The 21985-nt window shown below is 23.6% G+C and carries 18 protein-coding genes and 1 rRNA gene; 12 read left to right on the top strand and 7 right to left on the bottom strand.

The features are described from left to right. The 5 genes from argS to QEG99_RS04165 all read left to right on the top strand — a co-directional run bounded on the left by argS (position 1) and on the right by QEG99_RS04165 (position 5216). Positions 1-1611, top strand: a complete 1611-nt coding sequence (argS, locus tag QEG99_RS04185; RefSeq protein ID WP_280101935.1) for an arginine--tRNA ligase — start codon at positions 1-3, stop codon at positions 1609-1611. 5 nt (positions 1612-1616) lie between these two features. Next, complete coding sequence (rpoE, locus tag QEG99_RS04180) at positions 1617-1874, top strand: DNA-directed RNA polymerase subunit delta (protein ID WP_280101934.1); 258 nt, start codon at positions 1617-1619, stop codon at positions 1872-1874. A 116-nt stretch (positions 1875-1990) separates the two neighbouring features. Then, positions 1991-3592 (top strand): ABC transporter ATP-binding protein, encoded by a 1602-nt coding sequence (locus QEG99_RS04175; protein WP_280101933.1) that lies wholly within the window; start codon positions 1991-1993, stop codon positions 3590-3592. Then, complete coding sequence (locus QEG99_RS04170; RefSeq protein WP_280101932.1) at positions 3592-4992, top strand: ATP-binding cassette domain-containing protein; 1401 nt, start codon at positions 3592-3594, stop codon at positions 4990-4992. Before QEG99_RS04175 ends, QEG99_RS04170 begins: the two co-directional genes overlap by 1 nt. A gap of 2 nt (positions 4993-4994) precedes the next feature. Then, on the top strand, positions 4995-5216 hold the full coding sequence (locus QEG99_RS04165) for a P-loop NTPase family protein (protein WP_280101931.1): 222 nt from the start codon (positions 4995-4997) through the stop codon (positions 5214-5216). A 25-nt stretch (positions 5217-5241) separates the two neighbouring features. Here QEG99_RS04165 and QEG99_RS04160 read toward each other — a convergent pair whose 3' ends face one another. The 3 genes from QEG99_RS04160 to QEG99_RS04150 are packed head-to-tail and all read right to left on the bottom strand — an operon-like array spanning position 5242 to position 8193. Next, the gene (locus QEG99_RS04160; RefSeq protein WP_280101930.1) at positions 5242-5664 is read right to left on the bottom strand and encodes a PTS mannitol transporter subunit IIA; all 423 of its coding nucleotides are present in this window, start codon (positions 5662-5664) and stop codon (positions 5242-5244) included. Next, positions 5658-6746 (bottom strand): mannitol-1-phosphate 5-dehydrogenase, encoded by a 1089-nt coding sequence (locus QEG99_RS04155; protein WP_280101929.1) that lies wholly within the window; start codon positions 6744-6746, stop codon positions 5658-5660. The genes QEG99_RS04160 and QEG99_RS04155 overlap by 7 nt, the downstream gene beginning before the upstream one ends. Continuing rightward, entirely contained in the window at positions 6733-8193 is a 1461-nt protein-coding gene (locus QEG99_RS04150; protein ID WP_280101928.1) for a PTS mannitol transporter subunit IICB, read from the bottom strand. The genes QEG99_RS04155 and QEG99_RS04150 overlap by 14 nt, the downstream gene beginning before the upstream one ends. A gap of 24 nt (positions 8194-8217) precedes the next feature. On the opposite strand from QEG99_RS04150, the gene QEG99_RS04145 reads away from it, so the two are divergent. Then, positions 8218-9000, top strand: a complete 783-nt coding sequence (locus tag QEG99_RS04145) for a MurR/RpiR family transcriptional regulator (RefSeq protein ID WP_280101927.1) — start codon at positions 8218-8220, stop codon at positions 8998-9000. Positions 9001-9113: 113 nt separating this feature from the next. On the opposite strand, the gene rrf is transcribed toward QEG99_RS04145, so the two are convergent. Next, a 5S ribosomal RNA gene (rrf, locus tag QEG99_RS04140) occupies positions 9114-9219 on the bottom strand. A 122-nt stretch (positions 9220-9341) separates the two neighbouring features. Here rrf and ftsH point away from each other — a divergent pair. From ftsH to QEG99_RS04125, 3 genes are all read left to right on the top strand, one after another. Then, complete coding sequence (gene ftsH, locus QEG99_RS04135; protein ID WP_280101926.1) at positions 9342-11429, top strand: ATP-dependent zinc metalloprotease FtsH; 2088 nt, start codon at positions 9342-9344, stop codon at positions 11427-11429. Between the two features lie 176 nt (positions 11430-11605). Beyond that, positions 11606-13072, top strand: coding sequence for a lysine--tRNA ligase (lysS, locus tag QEG99_RS04130; RefSeq protein ID WP_280101925.1), 1467 nt, complete (start codon positions 11606-11608; stop codon positions 13070-13072). Further along, positions 13072-13887, top strand: coding sequence for an HAD family hydrolase (locus QEG99_RS04125; protein ID WP_280101924.1), 816 nt, complete (start codon positions 13072-13074; stop codon positions 13885-13887). The genes lysS and QEG99_RS04125 overlap by 1 nt, the downstream gene beginning before the upstream one ends. Before the next feature lie 45 nt (positions 13888-13932). Here QEG99_RS04125 and tilS read toward each other — a convergent pair whose 3' ends face one another. Genes tilS through QEG99_RS04110 form a run of 3 tightly spaced genes read right to left on the bottom strand, consistent with a single transcriptional unit; the run spans position 13933 to position 17545 of the window. Then, positions 13933-14859, bottom strand: a complete 927-nt coding sequence (gene tilS / locus QEG99_RS04120) for a tRNA lysidine(34) synthetase TilS (RefSeq protein WP_280101923.1) — start codon at positions 14857-14859, stop codon at positions 13933-13935. Beyond that, positions 14819-15397, bottom strand: a complete 579-nt coding sequence (gene pth, locus QEG99_RS04115; RefSeq protein ID WP_280101922.1) for an aminoacyl-tRNA hydrolase — start codon at positions 15395-15397, stop codon at positions 14819-14821. Before pth ends, tilS begins: the two co-directional genes overlap by 41 nt. 27 nt (positions 15398-15424) lie before the next feature. Further along, positions 15425-17545, bottom strand: coding sequence for an AAA family ATPase (locus QEG99_RS04110; RefSeq protein ID WP_280101921.1), 2121 nt, complete (start codon positions 17543-17545; stop codon positions 15425-15427). 68 nt (positions 17546-17613) lie between these two features. Here QEG99_RS04110 and serS point away from each other — a divergent pair, with 68 nt between their 5' ends. The 3 genes from serS (at position 17614) to QEG99_RS04095 (ending at position 21833) form a co-directional block, all read left to right on the top strand. Then, positions 17614-18888 carry a serine--tRNA ligase gene (gene serS / locus QEG99_RS04105; protein ID WP_280101920.1) on the top strand — a complete coding sequence of 425 codons (1275 nt, stop codon included), beginning with the start codon at positions 17614-17616 and terminating at the stop codon, positions 18886-18888. 72 nt (positions 18889-18960) lie between these two features. Then, positions 18961-21120, top strand: coding sequence for a P68 family surface lipoprotein (locus QEG99_RS04100; RefSeq protein ID WP_280101919.1), 2160 nt, complete (start codon positions 18961-18963; stop codon positions 21118-21120). 413 nt (positions 21121-21533) lie between these two features. Beyond that, complete coding sequence (locus QEG99_RS04095; RefSeq protein ID WP_280101918.1) at positions 21534-21833, top strand: hypothetical protein; 300 nt, start codon at positions 21534-21536, stop codon at positions 21831-21833. Positions 21834-21985 lie beyond the last annotated feature (152 nt).

Below are 21985 nucleotides of genomic sequence, written 5' to 3'. Positions count from 1 at the left end.
ATGAATACAAAAGATCAAATTATTAGTGCTATTAAACAGGCGTTAAATAAATTATCAATTGATAAACAGATAATTTTAACTGAACCAAAAAATTTTGGTGATTATTCGACAAATATTGCACTAACTTTAAAAAATCAATTAAATAAAAACCCATTAGAAATAGCAAATTTAATAGTTACTCATATTGATAAAGAAAAATATTTTATTGAAAAAATAGAAATTGCTAAACCTGGTTTTATTAATTTTTTTGTTAAAAATAATATTTTTGTTGAACAAGTTAATGAAATTAATGAAAAAGGATTAGATTATGGAAAACTTAATCAAAATCAAAAAATAAACATTGAATTTGTTTCTGTTAATCCAACGGGATTTTTACATCTTGGACATGCTAGAGGAGCGGCGGTTGGAGCTACACTTGCTAATGTGTTAGAATTTGCGGGAAACAAAGTTTTTAAAGAATATTATATAAATGATGCAGGTAATCAAATAGATTTATTAGCTATTTCTGTTTTTACAAGATATTTACAACATTTTAAAAAAGATGTAAAAATGCCTGAAAATTCTTATATTGGTCAAGATATTGTTTGAGTTGCTCATGTAATTATTGAAAAATATCGAGATAAATTTGTCAGCTCTTCTTTCGAAAATGAAGAAGTTAGAAATTTTTTCAAAAATGCTTCGGTATTTATTTTGATGAATCAAATAAAAAAAGATTTAAAACTTTTAGGTATTGAATTTGATAAGTTTGCAAGTGAAAAGTTACTTTATAAAGAAAATAAAATTCAACAAGCATTAAGTAAATTAAAAGGCACATACGAAAAAGATGGTGCTCTTTGGTTAAAAACAAGTGATTTTGGCGATGATAAAGATCGCGTTTTAATTAAAAAAGACGGAAGTTATACATATTTTTTACCAGATATCGCCTATCACAATCAAAAATTTTTAGATAATGGTGGTGTTGATAAATTAATTGATGTTTGAGGTGCTGATCACATCGGATACATAAAAAGAATGGAAATAGCACTTAGTCAATTGGGTTATGATTCAAAAAATGATTTTAAAGTTTTGACTTGTCAAATAGTTAGATTAATGAAAGATGGTCAAGAATTAAAAATGTCTAAAAGAAAAGGCATTACATTTACTGCTAGAGAACTAGTTCATCTAGTGGGAAAAGATGCAGTAAGATTTTTCATGATAGATAGATCAGAAAATTCAGGTTTAGATTTTGATGTGGAAATCGCAAAAGAAAATTCACAAAAAAATCCAGTATTTATGGTTCAATATGCTTATGCTAGAGCCAATCAGTTACTAAATAAAGGAAAATATTTAAATCAAAAAGCTAGCAAAATAAGCGAAGCTTTAGCAATCAAATTAATAAATGTTTTAAAAGATTTTCCTGAATTAATTAAAAAAATTAGTGTAAATTATAAAATTAATTTAATTTCTGAATATCTAATTAAATTAGCAAAGGAATTTAATTCATTTTATTCTAATGTAAAAATTATTAATAGCAAAAACGAAACCAGTTTATTAGCACTTGTCAAGGCTACAAAAACCGTTTTAGAAATAGCGATGAAATTAATAGGAGTGTCAACTCCTGAAAGGATGTAATCAAAATGAAAACAATGATTAATTTAGCTAAAGAAATTTTAAATAATACAAAAGATTTAGAATTTGAAGAAATTTTTCTTTATGTTAAGGAACATTTGTATGAAAGATGAGTAAAAGATTTACCAAAACTTTCTGACGAAGAAGAAAAAAACCTCTTAACTAAAAAAAGAGGTGAATTGTATAAATTATTAACAGTGGATAGCAACTTTAAAAGATTAAATGACGGAAAATGAACAACCCAAGTGGTTGATAGCATTTTTTAATTACAAAATTTATTTTTTAATAGAAAAGGTTAATTATTTAACACAGACAAATTAATTCCTAAGCATAAAAGAATTAATTTGTCTGTGTTTTTTTAATAATTTAATTAGGAGGAATTATGAAACAAAAAATAAAAATAATTTTAATAAATAAATTTAGATTTTCTTTATTAATTTTAATTTCTGCAATAAAATCTATAATTTTTGGTCTTTCATTTTTTTCATTATTTAAAATTTTTAATTCAATTTTAAATTCAAATGAAATTAAAGAAATATTAATCTACAGTTTTTTATCACTTTTATTTGTGATATTTAATGTACTACTAAATAGTATATATAAACACTTTTATAAAAAATATTTAAATACAATTATTAATATTTTAATAAAAGAGGCAACAGATAATCTCGAAACACTTTCGGTCAATAAATTTAAGTTAAAGACAGACGAAGAAATTTTGTATTATTCAACAGAAATTCCGAAGCAAATTTCAGGTTTTTTCTACGAAATAATTTTTCTTTTAATTGAAGACATTATGAAATTTATTGTAATAATTACTTTATTTTTCTATTTTAATTGAATTATTGGAATTTTAGTTACTATAATGGGAATTTTATTAATTTTATACTATAATAAAACACTATTTTTAATGACTAAAATTGATTATAAATCAATTGATTTAGAAGAAGAAAACAGATATCATTTAAACAACTTTTTAAAATTATATAAATATTTTTTCCTTATGAGAAAAAATAAATTATGATTTATCTTATTAAATTTAAAAATAAAAGATAATCATAATCAAATTTATAAAAACGAAAAGAAATATTTTAAAATTGATGCACTTAATGAATTTGTTATAGCACTTTTTATAATTATTAATATTTTAATTTTTAGTTTGTTTACTTTTTACAATTTATTCAATTTTACAATTGACATTTTATTAATTGCTTTTATTTTAATTTCAAGTTGAACTTTAAATATTACAGACATTTATCGTTCAATTCCAGCATTTTCATTAGCAAAAGAATTAATAAATGAATTAGATGAAGTTAAAGAAAAAGAGATTCAAACTGAAAAAAGCAATTTATATTTTAATGAGTTAAACATAAGAAATTTAAACATTTTCATTAATGAAAAAAATATAATAAAAAATTTAAATTTATCTTTAAAAGAAAATGAAAAATTAGCAATAGTTGGCAAAAGTGGCGCGGGGAAAAGTACATTGGTTAATTTACTTTTAAATAATAATGTTTTTGAGCAAATTTCATTTAATGGATCAATTGATTGAAATGAGCAAAATGCTATGGAAATGTCCAATCAAGAAATAAAAGAAAATTTTATATTTGTTGGTACTGAAAATAATTTGTTAAATGGGACTATAGAAGAAAATATTTCTTTATTTTCAAAACAAATAGATTCTTTAAAACTAAAAGAAATTTGTAAACTATTAGAAATAGATTATTTGAATTTGGAAATACAAATTAACACAAGTGAATTTAAATTAAGTGAAGGAGAAAAGAAAAGAATTATTCTAGCTCGTCTATTATATTTATCTAGCAATAAAATAGTAATTCTTGACGAATCATTTAACAATTTAAATAATAAAATGGCAGAAAAAGTTAGAGAAATTATAATGGAAAATTCAAGAATTTATATTGAAATATCTCATAACTTTTCTGACAATGATTATAAAAAATTTGATAAGGTGGTAAAACTATAATGATAAAAACGCTATTAAAAAAACCGATTACAAATTCAATATTACTATTATTATTTGTTTTATCATTTTTCCCTGTTTTATCAATTTATTTTCAAATTGAAGCAATTAAAATACTTTTTGAAAATAACATTGATAATAAACAGTTTATTATTTTTCAAGTTTTATCTTTAATTTTAGAATTGATTTGTCTCCCTATAAAATCACTAGTTAATATTTTTATAAAAAAACAGAAAAAGACAGTTATTTTAGAACAAAAACAAAAAATTTATCAAGCTATTAGCAATCAAAAAATCACTGATTTTCACTCAAAAAATTCTAATTCAAAAGTTTTTGATTTAGAGACTAATATTAATAACTATTATTCATTTTACTTAGACAATTTTTATAATATTTTTTGATATTCAACAATTTTTACATTTTTAATTATTTTCATTTTTATTGAATCATTTTTATATTCATATTGACTTTTACTTGTTATTGGCTTTTTGATAATTTCATTTTTACTTTTTATTTTTTTACCAATTATAAATAGTAAAAAAATAAAAAAAGTCAATGAAAACTACTTAGTTAAAGTTGATCAAAATATTGCTAATTTTTCTAATATCGTTAATAATTATGAAGCATTTTATTGAAATAATAAAACAGCAATTTTTAAAAATTTAATTCAAAAAGAAAATATTGAATCAAATGATGAATCATTTAAATTGTCAAAAAAGAAAATTTGACTAAAGTTTTGAGAAATCTTATTCAGTTCAGCTATAGATCGATTAGTTATTTTGACTATTGCCATAACAAGCATTATTAATCCGATTAATAAAATTTTAGTTTCATTAATTGAAAAAATATTTAATGACAGCAAAAATTCAGGAATTTTTGCTGTTGAAACTTATAAAGAAGCAAGAGAAAATAGTGCATTAAAAAGCAGGATAGAAGAATTTAAAGTAGAAACTATTAATTTAAAAAATAATGTTAACCAAGAAATTAAAACAATAAAAATGGAGAAAATCAATTTTTACATAGAAGATAAAATTTTATTTTCACAAGATATTAATTTAGAATTTTTAGAAAACAACATTTATTTAATTAAAGGTAAAAGTGGCTCAGGAAAAACAACAATTATAAATTCACTTTTAAATATCAAAAAAATTGATAAAGGTAATTTACTAATTAATAATCAACAATTTAATGAACAAATGTATTTAAATTTTTTAAATCAATTAGTTTATTTTAATAATGAAGAAATAAATTTTATTAAAAGTGCAAAAGATGTAATAAGTCTATACACAAAAAATGTTGATGAATTAAAATTAAAAAAAGCTTGTGAATTAGCTAAAATTGACTTTGATATTGAACAAGATTTTTTAAATTTATCTAAAGGCGAAAAACAAGAGTACAACTAGCAGTGTTTTTCTATTTAGATAGAAAAATATTAATTTTAGATGAAGCATTATCGGCAATTGATTATCAAACAAGAATAGAAATAATTAAAAATTTAAAAAGCTTAAAAAACAAAATTATTATTATTGTTTCTCATCATATTAAAACAGAAAATAATTTACTATTTTCAGATGTAGTTAATATAAATGATTATAAAAAAAAAAAAAAAAATGATCATCAAAAATAGGTGATCATTTTTTAAATTATTTATTTTATAAATTTAAAAAGGACAATATATCATCAATAGTTAATTCTTTTTTATTAACTAGCTTTTTTACTTCATCTTCATCAGAAAATGCAATACCAATGTTTCCTATTGCTTCCATTTGATTTTCTGGTTTTAGTGCCAAAGCAACAACAAATTTAATTAATTGATTATCAATTTTAATAATATCTTTTAAAGAAACAAAAATAATATTATTTTTCAAAACAAATGGCGAACAATCAAAATTTCCATGAGGTAAAAATAAATAATTTCCAATAGCAACCGATGATTCTTTGTCTCTTTGAATCATTGAATTTAAATATTGATCAGTTACAGAGTTTTGACTTTTAAATTTATCAAAAACAAATTCAAAAATTTCTTTTTTATTTTTTAAATCTACATTTAAATAAATGCTCTTTTTATCTAACATCTTTCTCCTTTATATAATTCTTTTAAAGTTTTTAAATCTTTTTTATTTCAATAACTAAAATAATTATTTAAAAATAATTGTAAATTATTATTTAACTCTTTTTGCATTTTCAAAGATTGTAAATCATTTTTATAATCGAATTTTAATAAATAATTAATTATTTTTATTAAATTTATTTTATCTATATTCGCTTCGTTTAAAAGTCTATAAATTACAAAAAATCTTTCATTTATGCTAATTTTTTGCAATGGATTGCGGGCGACTCGAACATTTAAATCATTTATATATTTAGAACAAAAACGCTTAGTAATTTTATTTCAGTATACAATCAAATCTTCTTTATTAAACTGATTATATTTTCAATTAAGAGCTAAAATTAAATCGTTTGCTAAATTTTGAATTTGTTTTTTAATATTTTCATCATTAAATGATTGATTTGTATATTGATAATTTAAAAAATGTCCTAAATAACCAATTGCTGAATGAAGACCATTTATTAAAACTAATTTCCTTATTATGTATGGATCGATTTGATCAACATATTTAATTAACTTCAGTTTATAATAACAATTATTTTGGGCAATTATTTCGAAATAATTTTCAACATAAACAGTCATTTTTTCATCATTAATAACTTGTGGAATGATGCAATCAATAGAAACATTAATAAAATTTCAATTAGAATTTAAATTTAATGATTTTTTAAACTGTTCTGAAATTTTATTACCATTTTCAAAACAATAAATATCTTTCTTTTTGCTTTTATCAGCTTTTTGAAAATATTTTTGAATATAAACTAAATTATTACTTTGAATTGAAGTAGAAACGATATTTACTTCATTTATTAAATCAACAATTTTTTTCTCTTCGTTTGATCAAATTGCTTTAAAATCATTAATTTCAATTTTTTCATTTGTTTCAACATTTATAATTTGATACTTTTTTAATTGATTTAATTTATCAACAACTTCTTTATTTGTGTCAATGAAATAAATTTTTACATCATTTTGCTTATAAATATTTGCTATTAAACCTCTACCAATATTTCCAGCTCCAAAATGAAGCACACTAATTTGTTTCATTTATAATTTCCTCAATTATTTGTTCATATCTTTTTTTATTTAAAAATTGATCTAAATCATAAATTTTTGCATTAGGATTTTTTGCTTTAACTCTATCAAATAAGGAATGAATTGTAATAATAATTTTTTCATCTCCTTGTAAATTATTAATTGCTTTGTGAGCAACTTCAATATTATTAATTTCTTTACTTTTTAATAAGTTTTTAAAAATTCCCGATCCCATAACACTAGAGCCCATTCCTGCATCACAAGCAAAAATAACATTTATTTTTTTATCAAAAATTTTATTTTCTTTATTAACTTTCATATTTTTGCTTTTTTCTTGGGCAATTTTTAAATCACTTGTCAATATCATTTTTTTCTTAGAATATTTTTCAGTTAAATAAATAGTTAATCAAGCACACAATAATGAAAATGATGCTGAAAAAACTATTCCTAAAGTTAATCCCAAAATATCTTTTCAATTTTTATTAACTTGTATAAATTGAGAAATTACAGAACCTGGAGATACAGGCGCAACTGCACCTACATCAAATAGTTGGAAAGTTAAATTTCCAACTATCCCTCCTGCAATTACTGATAGAATTAATAGTGGTTTTAATAGCACAAATGGAAAATATACTTCGTGAATTCCGCCTAAAAAATGAATTGGAATAGTAGAAGCGGCTTGAGCTTTTATTTCTTTATTTTTTCTTCCTCCAAAAATAATTCAAGCGATTAATACACCCAATCCTGGGCCTGGATTAGATTCTAATAAAAATAAAATTGATTTACCAGTTTCACTTACTTCAGCTGTTCCTAAAGGAGTAAAAACTCCGTGATTAATAGCATTATTTAAAAAGAAAATTTTTGCTGGTTCAATGATTATCGCTAATAATGGATAAAGTTTATAATTTTTCATTGCTTTAACCATTTCTGATAAACCGACATTTAAATAGCCAATTACATAAACACAAATATAGAAAATAGGAAATAGTAAAACAAAACCTAAAATTCCTAGATAGAAATTATTAACGAGCATTTCATATCCTGACTTTATTTTGTTAATTCAAAATTTTTCTGTGTGTTTTAAAATTAAAGCAGCCAAAGGACCAAAAATCATCGCCCCTAACAACATTGAGCCGCTACTTTCTGTGATTTCTTTAAATAAATATGATTGTCCAGCCGCAATTACAGCAATAGCAACTAATGATGCAATTGCTGCACCTCTTAAATCATAGACTCTTTTTCCGCCTAAAAAAGCAATTAATAATGGAATAACATAAATTATTCCAATATCAATCATTGATGCCAATTCTTGATTAGGAGTTCAACCTTTTGGATGAACAAAGGAAGTTAATAATCCTCAAGCAATGAAAATTCCTATTATTGGCATAATCATTGATGAAAGCGCAGAACCAAAAGATTGAATTTTTACTTTTAATTCCTTTTTTCAACTAATTTTCATATTATCTCCTATATAATTTAATAAATGCATAAACACAATGTTATTTATTTATTAGAAAAATATTCTAATCAAAACATCAATATAATTTACAAATCTATTTCAATTTTTTTATTAAGTAAATTAAATGAAGTTAGCAATTTGAAATTAAAGGAAGTAGCTTTAAATTCTAATTGTTCACAAGCTTCAGTTGTAAATTTTGTAAAAAAACTAGGTTTTAGTACATTTCAAAGATTATTATTTCAAATTGAAAAAGATTATAATTTTATTTCCGTTTTAAAAGAAAAAGAGATAGATCAAAATGTAGAAATAAGACCCGTTCATTATAAAATTCAAAAATATTACAATTTAATTCAAAGTAATTTAATTTTCGCATTTCATAAAAATCAGGATGCCATTTTAAAATTAGCTAAATTATTAAAAGAGAAGAAAGAAGTTTATTTATTTGGTAAAGGTTCTAATTTAGAAATAATGTCAATTTTTCATAAATATCTTTCAGCAAAAGATATTAAATGTCATTATTCATATGATTTAGATTTACAGGAAAAATGAATTAATTATGTGAAAAAAGACAGTTTATGCATCTTTTTTTCCTTTTCTGGAAATACTGAACCAATTGTTTCTAATTTTAAAATTATAAAAAATACTGAATGTTATACAGTATCTTTTACTTCTAATTATGAATCATATTTATTTACAAACAGTGATTTAAATCTTGTTACTAATTTAAATGAAGATGTTTTAGAAAATCACGCATCTGTTAGAATATCTTTTCTTTTTATTTTACTAAACATTATAAATATGCTTTAGAGTAAGATTACTCTATCAAAATTTTAGTGAAATTATCTTTTTATTTTTCACTTTATAAATAAGTTCATAATTTTTGAATTAATTCATAAATCAATTAAAAAAAGGAATAAAAAAAGCAGCAACTCCCTATTTTCCCATCTCTGGTATTTTCGGCGTAAAAGGGCTTAACTACTGAGTTCGGAATGGTATCAGGTGATCCCCTTTGCTATGATTGCTGTAATTATTATACATAATTTTTTTAAAAAAGCAAAATATTTTTTCTATTTTCTATAAAAAGCAATAAAAATTAAAAAAACATTATATAATTAATAATATTATTTTAAAAAAAAGAAAGGAAATAAATGAAATTTTTCAAAAATAAAACAATAAATCTTGTTTTAATAATTATTTTGGCAGTTATTGTTGGTTGAGCTGTATGAAAAATAATGCAGCCAAAACCTGCTTATGCAACAATAGATCAATTTTATGCGAAATTAAATGAATTTTCAGCTAAAGCCGACGATGATAAATTCTTTTCATCGGTTTATATGGATGAAAATTCTTGAATTTTAAAGTATAAAATACCCGAAATTAATAATGCTGGAATTTTTGTTCATAATGAATATATTGTTAATATAAGTCCTACAATTGCAAGACAATTAAACGGTTCTGTTACTGAACAAATTAATGCCGCAATGAAATATAACGAAGCAAGCAATTTAGTTACAGAATTGAAAAAAACTGGTGAAAGTTTAGGATTTATAAATGAAGGAAAATTCAAACCTTCATTATGACAACAAATTTTAAGCTTTATTCCTCTTTTGTTTTCATTTGCATTACCTATTTTACTTATTGTATTTTATTACAAAATGTTGAAAGGAAGCAGTTGAGGTGGAATGGGTGGATTTTTTGGTCCACAAAATAATAGCCAAGCTGTTAAAGTGATGTCAGATAAAAGATTTAGTGACATCGCCGGTAACAAAGAGGTTAAAGAAGAGGTTATGGAACTTGTTGATTATTTAAAAAATCCAGGAAAATACGAAGCAGCAGGCGCTAGAATTCCTAAAGGGATTTTATTAGGTGGTCCTCCAGGAACTGGTAAAACTTTATTAGCAAAAGCAACAGCCGGTGAAGCAAATGTTCCATTTTTCTTTATTTCTGCATCTAACTTTGTTGAATTGTATGTTGGTATGGGTGCTAAAAGAGTAAGAGAATTGTTTAAAGAAGCAAGAAAAGAAGCGCCGGCGATAATTTTTATCGATGAATTAGATGCTGTTGGTCGTTCAAGAGGTTCAGGTATTGGTGGAGGAAATGACGAAAGAGAGCAAACACTTAACCAATTATTAGTTGAAATGGATGGAATGACCGATAATAGCGGAATACTAGTTATTGCAGCAACTAACAGAACAGATGTTTTAGATCCTGCTTTACAAAGACCTGGGCGTTTTGATAGAACAATTACTGTTAATTATCCAGATATCAAAGAAAGAGAAGAAATTTTAAAATTACATGCTCGCGGAAAACGTGTAGATGGAACAATCGATTTTAAAAACATTGCTAAAAGAACTCCAGGATTTTCTGGTGCGCAATTAGAAAATGTTATTAATGAAGCATCAATTTTATCAGTTAGAGAAAATACAAAAGTAATTACAGCTACTCAAATTGATGAAGCTATTGATAGAGTAATGAGCGGACCTGCTAAAAAACACAGAACAATTACAGAGCAAGAAAGAACAATGGTTGCTTACCACGAAGCAGGACATGCTGTTGTCGGTATTAAATTACCTGGTGGAAATAAAGTTCAAAAAATTACTATAATTCCAAGAGGTAATGCTGGTGGATACAATCTTATGTTGCCTGAAAATGAAAAATATAATGCAACAAAATCTGAGTTGCTCGCAACAATAGCATCATTTATGGGTGGTAGAGCAGCTGAAGAAATTATGTATGGCGCACCTGAAATTTCAACAGGTGCTGCAAACGATATTGAAAAAGCTACAAAAATTGCTAGAAGAATGGTTACTGAGTTTGGAATGTCATCTTTAGGTCCTATTCAATACGAAGAAAATTCAGCAAATCCTTTTTTAGGAAGAGATTATGCTAAAAATATGTCATTTTCGCATCAAGTTGGACATGAAATTGATTTAGAAGTAAGAAAAATAATTTCTGAAGCTTATGAAAAAGCAGTAGAAATTATTAATTCAAATAAAGAATTGCTAGAATTAATAAAAGATTCTCTTCTTGAAAATGAAACAATTGTTGCTGAAGAAATTGAATATATTGCAAAAAATATGAAATTACCAGTTCGTGATGAAGTTAGCGAAAAGAAATCAAAAGATTTAGATTTAGATGAGCTAATTGAAAGTGTTTCTAATAAGGAAAACGAAACAGATTTAAAAGATAAACAATCGCAAGATGATTTAAATAATAGTGATAATAAAGAAAAATAAACAAATCCAAAATAAATTTTAAATATTTTATTAGTACCTATTTTATATAGGTACTTTTTTTGTGAAAAACATTTAATAATTTGTTGCTTTTTTTAAAAAAATATTTATAATTATTTAGGTATTTTTTTAGGCATCTAAATTAAATATAAAATTATTATTCAAAATAAGGAGATAATATGGAAAGAAAATTTAATGAACAAGAATTGGTCAGAAGAGAAAAATTAAAAAAATATAAAGAATTAAATATTAATCCTTTTTCTCAAGCTGATAAAATTATTGATAATTCAACATCTTTAATAGTTAAATATTATAATTATTCTAAAAATGACCTTCATGAATTGAATTTTGAAAGTTCTATAGTTGGTAGAATAATGACTTTTAGAGGTCCTTTTATTATTTTAAAAGATGAAAACGGTAAATTACAAGTTTATTTTAACAAAAAAGAAAATTCTGAATTAGCGCAATTAGTAGAAACTTTTGATATTGGTGATATTATTCAAGTTAAAGGCATTGTAATGAAAACTAATACAGGAGAAATTTCTGTTAAAGCAAAAGAAATAAAACTATTAACAAAGTCGCTTAAACCACTTCCTGAAAAATATCATGGGTTAGCTGATGTTGAAGAGAAATATCGTCATCGTTATGTTGATTTAATAATTAATGAAGAAGCAAAAGAAATTTTTTGAACAAGAAGTAAAATTATTTCTTATGTTAGAAAATATTTTGATGATTTAAAATATTTAGAGGCCGATACTCCTGTATTGCATCCAATTTTAGGGGGAGCAAGCGCTAAACCTTTTACAACATTCTATAATGCACTAAATATGGATTTTTATTTAAGAATCGCAACTGAATTACCGCTAAAAAAACTTTTAGTAGGTGGTTTTGATAGAGTGTATGAAATTGGAAGAATTTTTAGAAACGAAGGTGTAGATACTACACATAATCCTGAATTTACTTCAATAGAATTTTATGAGGCATATTCAGATTTAGACGGAATGATGAAAAGAACTGAAGATTTAATTTCTGCTTTAGCAAAAAAATTAAATCGTGAGGAAATTGTTTATGGAGGCAATAAAATTTCTTTAAAAGCACCATTTAAAAAAATTGACATGGTTGATGAAACATCTAAATATGTTGGAATTAATTTAAAAAATGCTACATTCGAAGAAATTAAAAAAATTGCAATTGATAATAAAATTAAAATTGAAAATTACTATACTTCTGGACATTTAATAAATGAATTGTTTGAATTATTTGTTGAAGAAACTTTAATTCAGCCAACTTTTGTTTATGGACACCCAATTGAAATTTCGCCGCTTGCAAGGCAAAATGAAAAAGATAAAAGATTTACAGATCGTGCAGAATTATTTATTAATAAAAAAGAGTATGCAAATATGTTTAGTGAATTAAATGATCCAATTGATCAACTTGCTAGATTCGAATCTCAATTAGAAGAGAAAAAATCAGGAAATGATGAAGCAAGCGAAATCGATATGGACTTTATTGAAGCATTAGAATACGGAATGCCTCCAGCAGGTGGTTGTGGTATAGGAATTGACAGATTAGTAATGCTTTTAACAGGCAAAGAATCCATTAGAGAAGTATTACTATTTCCACATTTGAAAAATAAGGAGAAATAATGAAAAAATTATTTGCATTCGATCTCGATGGTACTTTATTAAATTCAGAAAGCAAATTTCATTTAGAAACAATTGATGCTTTAAATAAAGCTAAAGAAAAAGGACATTATTTAGCTATTGCTACTGGAAGAGGAGTAGCATCAACATCCATTTTCTTAGATCAATTTGCTAATTTTGACTTTTTAATTTGTAATAACGGTACCGTTGTATACGATGTTAAAAACAAAAAAACTTTAATTAAATCTTATTTACCTAAAGAATATTTATATACTTTAATAGAAGAAGCTAAAAGAACACATTCTTTTTTCACTTTAAGTACTGAGAAAAAAGTTTATCCTTATAAAAAAGAAGGCGACGATTTTTCTTGATTAAATGAACAAGAGTTAATGGATTATAGTGCTCAAGGATTTAAAAGTGAACAAGAAATATATGATGCTATTGAAAAAAATGGTGAAAAAATAACACAACTAGCTTTAAGAAATTCTGAAGATAAAGTTAAAGCTTTAGCAGAAAAATATAGAAATATTTTTAAAGATAATGCAACATGCTTAGTAACAAACAGAGTTTATTTTGATGTTAACCCTGCAAAAACTGATAAATTTTATGGTATTTTAACAGCATTAGAAGAATTGAATTTAACAACTGAAAATTTAGTTACATTTGGTGATTCGGGAAATGATGTTATGATGATTGAAAATGCTAAATTCGGATTTGCAATGGGAAACGCAACTCCAGAAGCTAAAGCTGTTTCTGTTGAAGCAATTGGTCACTTTAATAGCGATGCGATTGCTAAAAAGATTTTAGAATTGATTTAATTAATAATTTTAATGATTAATAATAAAAAACAAAACAACAATTATTTAAATTGCGTTGTTTTGTTTTTTATTATTAAAAGAATTTTCAGCTGATTTAAAAACTAATTTATTTTTTATTTTTAATAAAAAAATATTATCCTTTATTTTATAACTACTAGTTCTATTTTTTGAAATAATAAAATTAAAAATGGACTCAATTTTACCTTTAGTTAAGTTAATATTATAATAATTTTCATTGATCATTTTATAAATTAAATAATGAAAATTATTCTGTTTTTTTAATAAAAAAGAGGCATCATAATTTTTATTTTTCCACCTTTTATAAACTCAATTTTTTTTTAAATTTTTTAAATGAAGAAAAAAATTAAACATTTTGTATTTATAAAATAAAAAAAACTTAAATAAATATTTATTTTTTAGTTCCAATCTTATTTTGTTTCTTTGATAAATGTTTTGATTATTAGAAGAATCGATTGCATATTCTATTTGTTTTTTTTTCAATTTATTTTCAATTTGTTTTTTTCATAATTTGTTAATTAATGGTCTTTTAATATTCATTGAAAATATTTTATTGTTAGTTTTAATTCCTCAATAATTTACGATTTTATTTTGTTTTTTTTGCATAATAGCACTTTCAATAAAATCATCTTTATTGTGAGCGATAAACAAAACTGAGCAATTTTCTTGTTGATAAATTTGTTTAAAAAAATCGTATCTTATTTTTCGGGCAATATCTTGAAAATTTCCAGTTAGTGGATAATTTTGTTTATTAACATTTAAAGTAAAAAAAGGAATCTGATATTTTTTACAATATTGTTCAACTATTATTTGATCTTTATTGCTGTCAATTCTTTTATTATAATTTATATGAGCAACTACAACGTTATACTTTTTAAATTTGTTAAGCATAAACATTGAATCGGGCCCACCGCTAACTGCTAAAAGAATCTTTTCTTTTTTTATTTTTAGCATTAAATCTTTCAACAATTATTCTAATATCATTTGATAAAAATTGAATAGCTGCATCAGCAGCTGTTTCAACAACTTTTTCTATTATTTTTTGTTCTTCATTATTAAAGGGAGTTAAAACATAATTTTTATTTTCCTTATTTAAAGGTCTTGAAATTCCAATTTTTAATCTTTTAATTTGTTCTGTCCCTAACTGCTCAATAATATCTTTCATTCCGTTGTGCCCAGCAGCTGAACCGTTATTTTTAATTGCTGCTTGACCGATAGAAAAGTCCATATCATCATAAATGATTAAAATATCATCATTACTTATTTTAAAAAAATGTGCTATTTTTTGCACAAACAACCCTGAATTATTCATATATGTTAATGGTTTAGCTAAAATATAATCATCAGCTTTTGCAAAAATACCATTAAATTTTTGCTTATCCAAATTTAATTTTAATTCTTGGGCAATTTTGTCTATTACCCAAAAACCCACATTATGCTTTGTATTTTTATATTCATCTCCAGGATTTCCTAATCCAACAATTAATTTCATAATTATAAATTATATAAAAAATTAAGTTTATTTTTTAAATAAATGTCTTAAATTAGTATTTCTTTCAATGTCAATATTTTTTAGAGCAAATTCTAGCACCTCTTTTTCTCCGATCAATTTTAAAAACTCTTGTGCTCTAGTCATACCTGTGTAAATTAATTTTCTTGTTAAAAAACTTTTGTAGTTATTGAAAATCAACATAATAATTACAGGAGATTCTGATCCTTGAAATTTATGAACAGAAATACAATAAGCTAAAGTGATATATTTTTCAAACTGTTTCTTTGTATATTTAATTTTTTTATCATTAGCAAATTTAACAATAATGAATTTAATTTCTTCTTTATATATGGCTACATCCTCAATTATTCCAATTTCTCCATTAAAAACATTTAATTCAGAATCATTTTCGTTTTGAATAACTTTATCATTTATGAAGAATTTTTGATTTTTTATTATAAAAAAATCTTGATTGTTGTTAAAAATTTTAGATTGAACTATTAAATTAACATTATCAATTCCTGCTATTCCTTTATAAAAAGGAGCAATAATGGTGATATTTTCAATTTTATAAAGTTTTAAATAATTGTCCATCTCGTTTTCAAATACTGATACAAAATTTTCTTCAGTAATTTCTATAAAATCAGATTCATAACTATTAAAATCTGGCAAAATACCTAAATTTGCTTTTTGAGCATCGTTAATAATTTGCATTTTATCTTTTTGGCGATAGTTATTTTCTAGTTTTATAACATTAAAATAGCCACTATTGATAAAATCCGATAGTAAATTACCATAGCCTATTGCAGGAAGTTGATCATTATCGCCAATTAAAATAATTTTTTCTAATTCATTAATTTTTATTCCCTTTAATAGTGAATAAAAAACACTGGTATTAATCATAGAAAATTCATCTATAATTAAAACATTAATGTTTTTTGTGCTTTCTTTTTTGAAAACAAAAACATTTTCCTCTTTTTCAGCTTCTAAAAAAGAGTGAATGGTTTTAGCATTAGCAAAAGATTTTTCTGTTATTCTAAATGCAGCTCGACCAGTCGGGGCTAAAACTGCGATTTTACTTTTTTCATATTTATTTTTAAGATTATTTCAAATATGCTTTAATAATTCCGTTTTACCAGTTCCTGGACCGCCTGTAATAATAGTTAAATTTTGATTTAAGGCAGTTTTAATAGCACTTTCTTGAATATCATCCAAGTAATTTGGGATATTCAATGTAAATTTAAAATTAGAATTTTCTTTTTTGAAAATATCATCAAGTTTTTCATAAATAAATAATTCTTGTTTTAAAATATTTTTTAGTGTTAAAGATTTATTTATCGGATTATAAAAAAGAAATTTTTCATTAATACACATTTTAACAATTTCTTTAAAATATTCATCAGTTATAGGAAAGGTTCTTTTAACATAATTAAAAATAATTTTAATATTACTATTTATATAAGTGTTTCCAGAATCTTCAAAGTATTTTAAAAAAGCATTTAAAATTAAATACTTTAGTCTTTTTAAATTATCGTGTGAAAACCCCAATGCTAAAGCGAATTCATCAACTTCTTCAAACAAAAAAATATTGTCATCAAAATTCAATAATGAATAAGGATTTTCTTTTAATTCATTTCACATTTGAGATAAAAGAAAATTATTTTTTAATTTTTTATAAAAACTTTTAGATAACTTATTAACATTAAAAAAATCTAAAATTTCAGTTTCTAAATCTTGAGTAGTTAAAATGTCAAAAATAGTTTGAGCTTTTTTCTTTGAAATGCCAACATTGAAAATTTCGTTCGGTTTTTTCTTTAAAAATAAAACAGCATTATCACCTAATTTGTCATAAATGTCTTCTGCTACTTTCTTACCAATTCCTTTAAATACTGAAGAAGAAAAATAATTTATTACTTCTGATTTTTCAGAAGGAGCAATTGGTTGAATTTTATTTAATTCTCAAGTATCGGGGTATTTTTCATTTTTACTTTCTTGAATTTCAATTAAATATCTATTATTTAAAATAATTTTTTCAACTGATTTAATTTTATAAATATTTTTTTGTAAATCTTCAAATAAAAAAATAAAAAAGTCACTTTTATCACTAGCGAAAAGAATTTTTTTAATTTTGCCTTCAACTGTTTTCATTTTTCTATTATATCTTTTTTAATAATTTTTTAATATTTATTTTTATTAGTTCGGTTATAATTTTAATTATGTTAAATATTAAATACATATTAAATAATAAAAATGCGGTCGTAGAAGGATTGAAAAAAAGAAATTTTGACACTTCAGTTATTGATAAAATAGAAGAATTAGGTAAACAACGAAGTGAACTAATGTCTGCATTACAAGTTTTGGAAAATCAGAGAAACGAAAAATCAGCATTAATTGGTAAATTTGTTAGAGAGAAAAAAGATCCTACCAATCTTAAAAAAGAAGTTCAAATAATTAAAGATGAAATAGAAATAATGACTTTAAAAACAGATTCAACAAATAAAGAAATTGACGAGATTTTAATGACCATTCCAAATTTACCTTTAGATGATGTGCCATTTGGTGTAGATGAAAATGATAATGTTGTAATAGAAACTAACGATAAGTTGGGCAGAGGAACTGTAAAGGCGCTAAAGCCGCATTATGAAATTGGGGTTGAATTAGATATTTTAGATTTTACTAGAGCAGTAAAAATGTCCGGTTCAAGATTTGCAATTTTTAAAAACGAAGGAGCAAAATTAATTAGAGCATTAGTATCATTTATGTTAGATGTTCATTCACAAAATGATTATATTGAAATGGTTACTCCAACAATGGTAATGTCTAAAATGCTTTATGGAACTGGACAATTACCTAAATTTTCAGAAGATTTATATAGAATAGAAAATAATGATTTATGAATGATTCCTACAGCAGAAGTAACTTTAACTAATTATCATAATGATGAAATTTTAGATCTTACTAACGCTAAAAAATATGTAGGTTATACTAAATGTTATAGATCCGAATCTGGTAGCGGCGGAAAAGATACAAAAGGATTAATTAGATCGCATGAGTTTCATAAAGTTGAACTTGTTAAAATCACAAATAAAGAACAAGCACTGAAAGAATTTGAAAAAACAGTTAACGATGCTTCTAGCATTTTAGAAAAACTCAAAATTCCCTATCGTAAATTACTTTTATCATCTGGTGATTTAGGTTTTTCTTCAAGAAAAACAATTGATTTAGAATTATGATTACCTTCGGAACAAAGATATCGTGAAGTTTCATCAATTTCTTATTTTGGAGATTTTCAAGCTCGCCGTGCAATGATAAGATATAAAAATCAGAGCAATTCAAATGAATATGCTCATACAATTAACGGTTCTGGAATAGCAATTGACAGAGTTTTTGCGGCTATTTTAGAACAATATCAAAATGAAGATGGTTCAATTGATATTCCCGAGGTTTTAGTTCCTTATATGAATAATTTGAAAAAAATAACTAAAAAATAAATAAATTATCAGATTTTTTTTAAAAAATCTGATTTTTAATTTATTTTATTACAATATAGAACAAGGATTATTATGAAAAAAACTAAAATTTTAAATTCAGCACTTTTTTCATTTTTACCATTAGCAACTTTTATTTCTTGCGGTGATACAAAATTTGATCAAAGTGATGATGGCGTTCTTAAAATCGCCAATTCTTTTCCCGCTGAAAGCGGACAGACATTAGCATTAAAAGAAATAATTAAAAAATGAAATGTAAAAAAAGAAGTTATCGACAAATGAGATAATCGTTTTTTACCAATTGATTTATTTTCCATCCAGGGTGGATATCAAGGTCTTGCTGATGATTTAAATACTAAATTACCAATTAAAGCAAAAGATAATTTGTATAATTTAGTATTTAATTATCCTACAGTTGTATCGATGTTAGCAAAATACGACATGCAATTAGATTTAAATGGAGTTAATGAAAAAGAAAGAGATTTGACAATTAAAGAAATTGTTAATAGTAAAATTTCAAGTCAATTTTTAACTATCAATAATCAAATAGTTGGTGTTGCTAAAAGAAAAATGGAAAATTCATTATGAGCAATTCCTACAAGTCGTTCTTCGCAAGTTATTACAATCAACGATTCAGTATTTGCTTATATAATAAAAAGCGCAATTGAAACACCTAATTTTGCTACTATTAAAAAGGAAGATTTATCATTTTTTGAAACCATTTTGCAAAAGGGTTTTTATGATCAAGAGGAAGTTAAGAAAATTTGAGGTCCATATACGCCAATTAAATTTGAAGATGGCGGATTAGCAGGATATGAATTTTCCAAACAAGCACTAGAAAATTATGATGACTTTTTTGATTTAATTTCACGAATAAAAAAATCGTTTACTAATTTAAATGAAAAAATTTTTGGTGTTGATTCAGTTGCTAATTTACTATTTCAAATGTCATTTGCAGAAGTTAATGGAAATTGAGATGAATTTTTATTAGGTATTGATCACAAGAAAGATCTGGTTGATTATTCAGCACTTTTAACAAAAGGAACTGAAAAAAATGCAATTTTCGAAAGAAATTTTAATAAAATTGCTAATTTAATAAATCAAGGAACTTTGTTTATTAAATCCGGTAGAAACTTCTCTTCGAATTTATTAAAAAATCATAAACTTTTATTCGCTATGGGCTCTTCATCGGGGTATTCAAATTATTTTACAAAAAATAATGATACTTATAAATTTGCCTTATCAGTATTTGATAAAAATTTAAACAAAAATATAAATAGTGAAATTGATTTTGGGAAAAAAACCTTCGCTTTATTAAAACCGACTAAAGATGAAATTAAAAAAGGAATTATTGCAAAATATTTAGTTTCTAATTCTACATATAACTATATTTATTACAATTCCAATGATGCTAATTTAAAAACTTCTAAATATGCTATTGAATCATCGCAAGAGTTTTTAAAAATAGTACAATCGCTTTCAAATTATGAAAGTGCTAAGGAAAATGAAAGTGTTGCATATATTTCTACTAATGATGAATTTAGCAATTTAAATAAACTGTTTTTTGATAAAAAAATTGTTTTAAATCCTGTAAAATTAGGAAATTATAATGTTTATACAATTGATAAGAATCAAATTATTAATGATAACGAAACCAAAAACGGTGTAAAAATAAAAATAATAACAAGTGGACAAACTTTACAAGAAAATGAAATAACAGTTATTATGGCACCCTATTATTTAAATAAAGAAAATATAGATTATTATAACAAAATAATCACTTTGCAAGGACCTTCTTTAATGGGTGTTCATTCTAATGAAAAAGAAAATTATGCAACTTTAAATTTTATAAAGTGATTTGTTAGTGAAAAACAGAATTGAGAACTTAATCAAAATAATAATGTTATAAATTTTCACAATATAACTGCACTAGAATTTTTTGCAAATGCTTCCGGTTATATTGTTCCAACTAAAGAAATGATAAATGAAAATTATTTTAATATTAATCCTAACAATCAAATGCTTAATGAAATATTTAAAAATATATCTAATCCACAAAACGGAGAAAATTTTGCAATTTATGAAGATCCATCCGATTCTAGACTAGCTGCTTTTAGAAGTGGAATTGAGGAAACTATAATTGCTTATTCAAATAGATCCAATAAACGGGAAAAGGAAACATTTGATGAATATTTAGTTAAACTTAAAACGATATTAGGAGCAAATTTTTCTTAAAGTAAATATTTAAAATAAATTTAAATTTAAATAAAACAACAAATGAATTCATTTATTTTAATGATTTTTTTGTTGTTTTTTATTTTGAAAATATTTAATAATTAACAAATATCTTTTAAATAATTTGTGGTAAATTTAAATTAGTTTTTAATACAAAAATAATCAATATTTTTCAGCATTTAATAGTCAATTTTTTAGGAAAAATCGCCTGTTTTTCCCAAATTTTTCCGTTTTTTGACAAAAATGACAAAAAACCGATATATATATGTGGAGGTATATATGAAAGATAATAAGACTTTAGTTTCATTAAAAGAAGCAATAAAATAATTAAGCAATATGAAAAACATCAATGTAAAATAGATTTTAAAGACGAAAAAAAGTGTAGAATTATAATGGAAGGAGAAAAAATAAAAATGCAAGAAACTAGTGAGAAAAAAATCACACTTAAATCTTTATATAATTTAGTTTTTAATATGCAAAATGTGCTTTTGGATGTTCAAAAACAAACTAATGAAAATTCTTCTGATATCAAAGACATTAAAGTGGTTCTAGCAGACCACAGTAGAATTTTGCAAGAACACAGCCAAGATATTAAAGAAATAAAGGTTGTTTTAGCAGAACACAGCCATGATATTAAGGAAATTAAAGAAGACATTAAAATGTTAAAATCTTTCCACGAAGATGATATTAAAAAATATAAAGATAAAAAGTAATTTAAAATTGACATACTGATTTTTATAAAATAAATGCTACTTTTATAAGAAAATAAAATAAATTGACTGATATTTTTTCTTCAGTCAATTTTTTAAATTTTAAGATAAATTTAAATTAGTTTTTAATACAAAAATAATCAGTATTTTCAGCA

The sequence above is a fragment of the Mesomycoplasma lagogenitalium genome, assembly GCF_029854295.1.
In the GTDB taxonomy this organism is placed as follows: domain Bacteria; phylum Bacillota_I; class Bacilli_A; order Mycoplasmatales; family Metamycoplasmataceae; genus Mesomycoplasma_A; species Mesomycoplasma_A lagogenitalium.
This window is presented reverse-complemented; position numbering and strand designations above follow the sequence as displayed.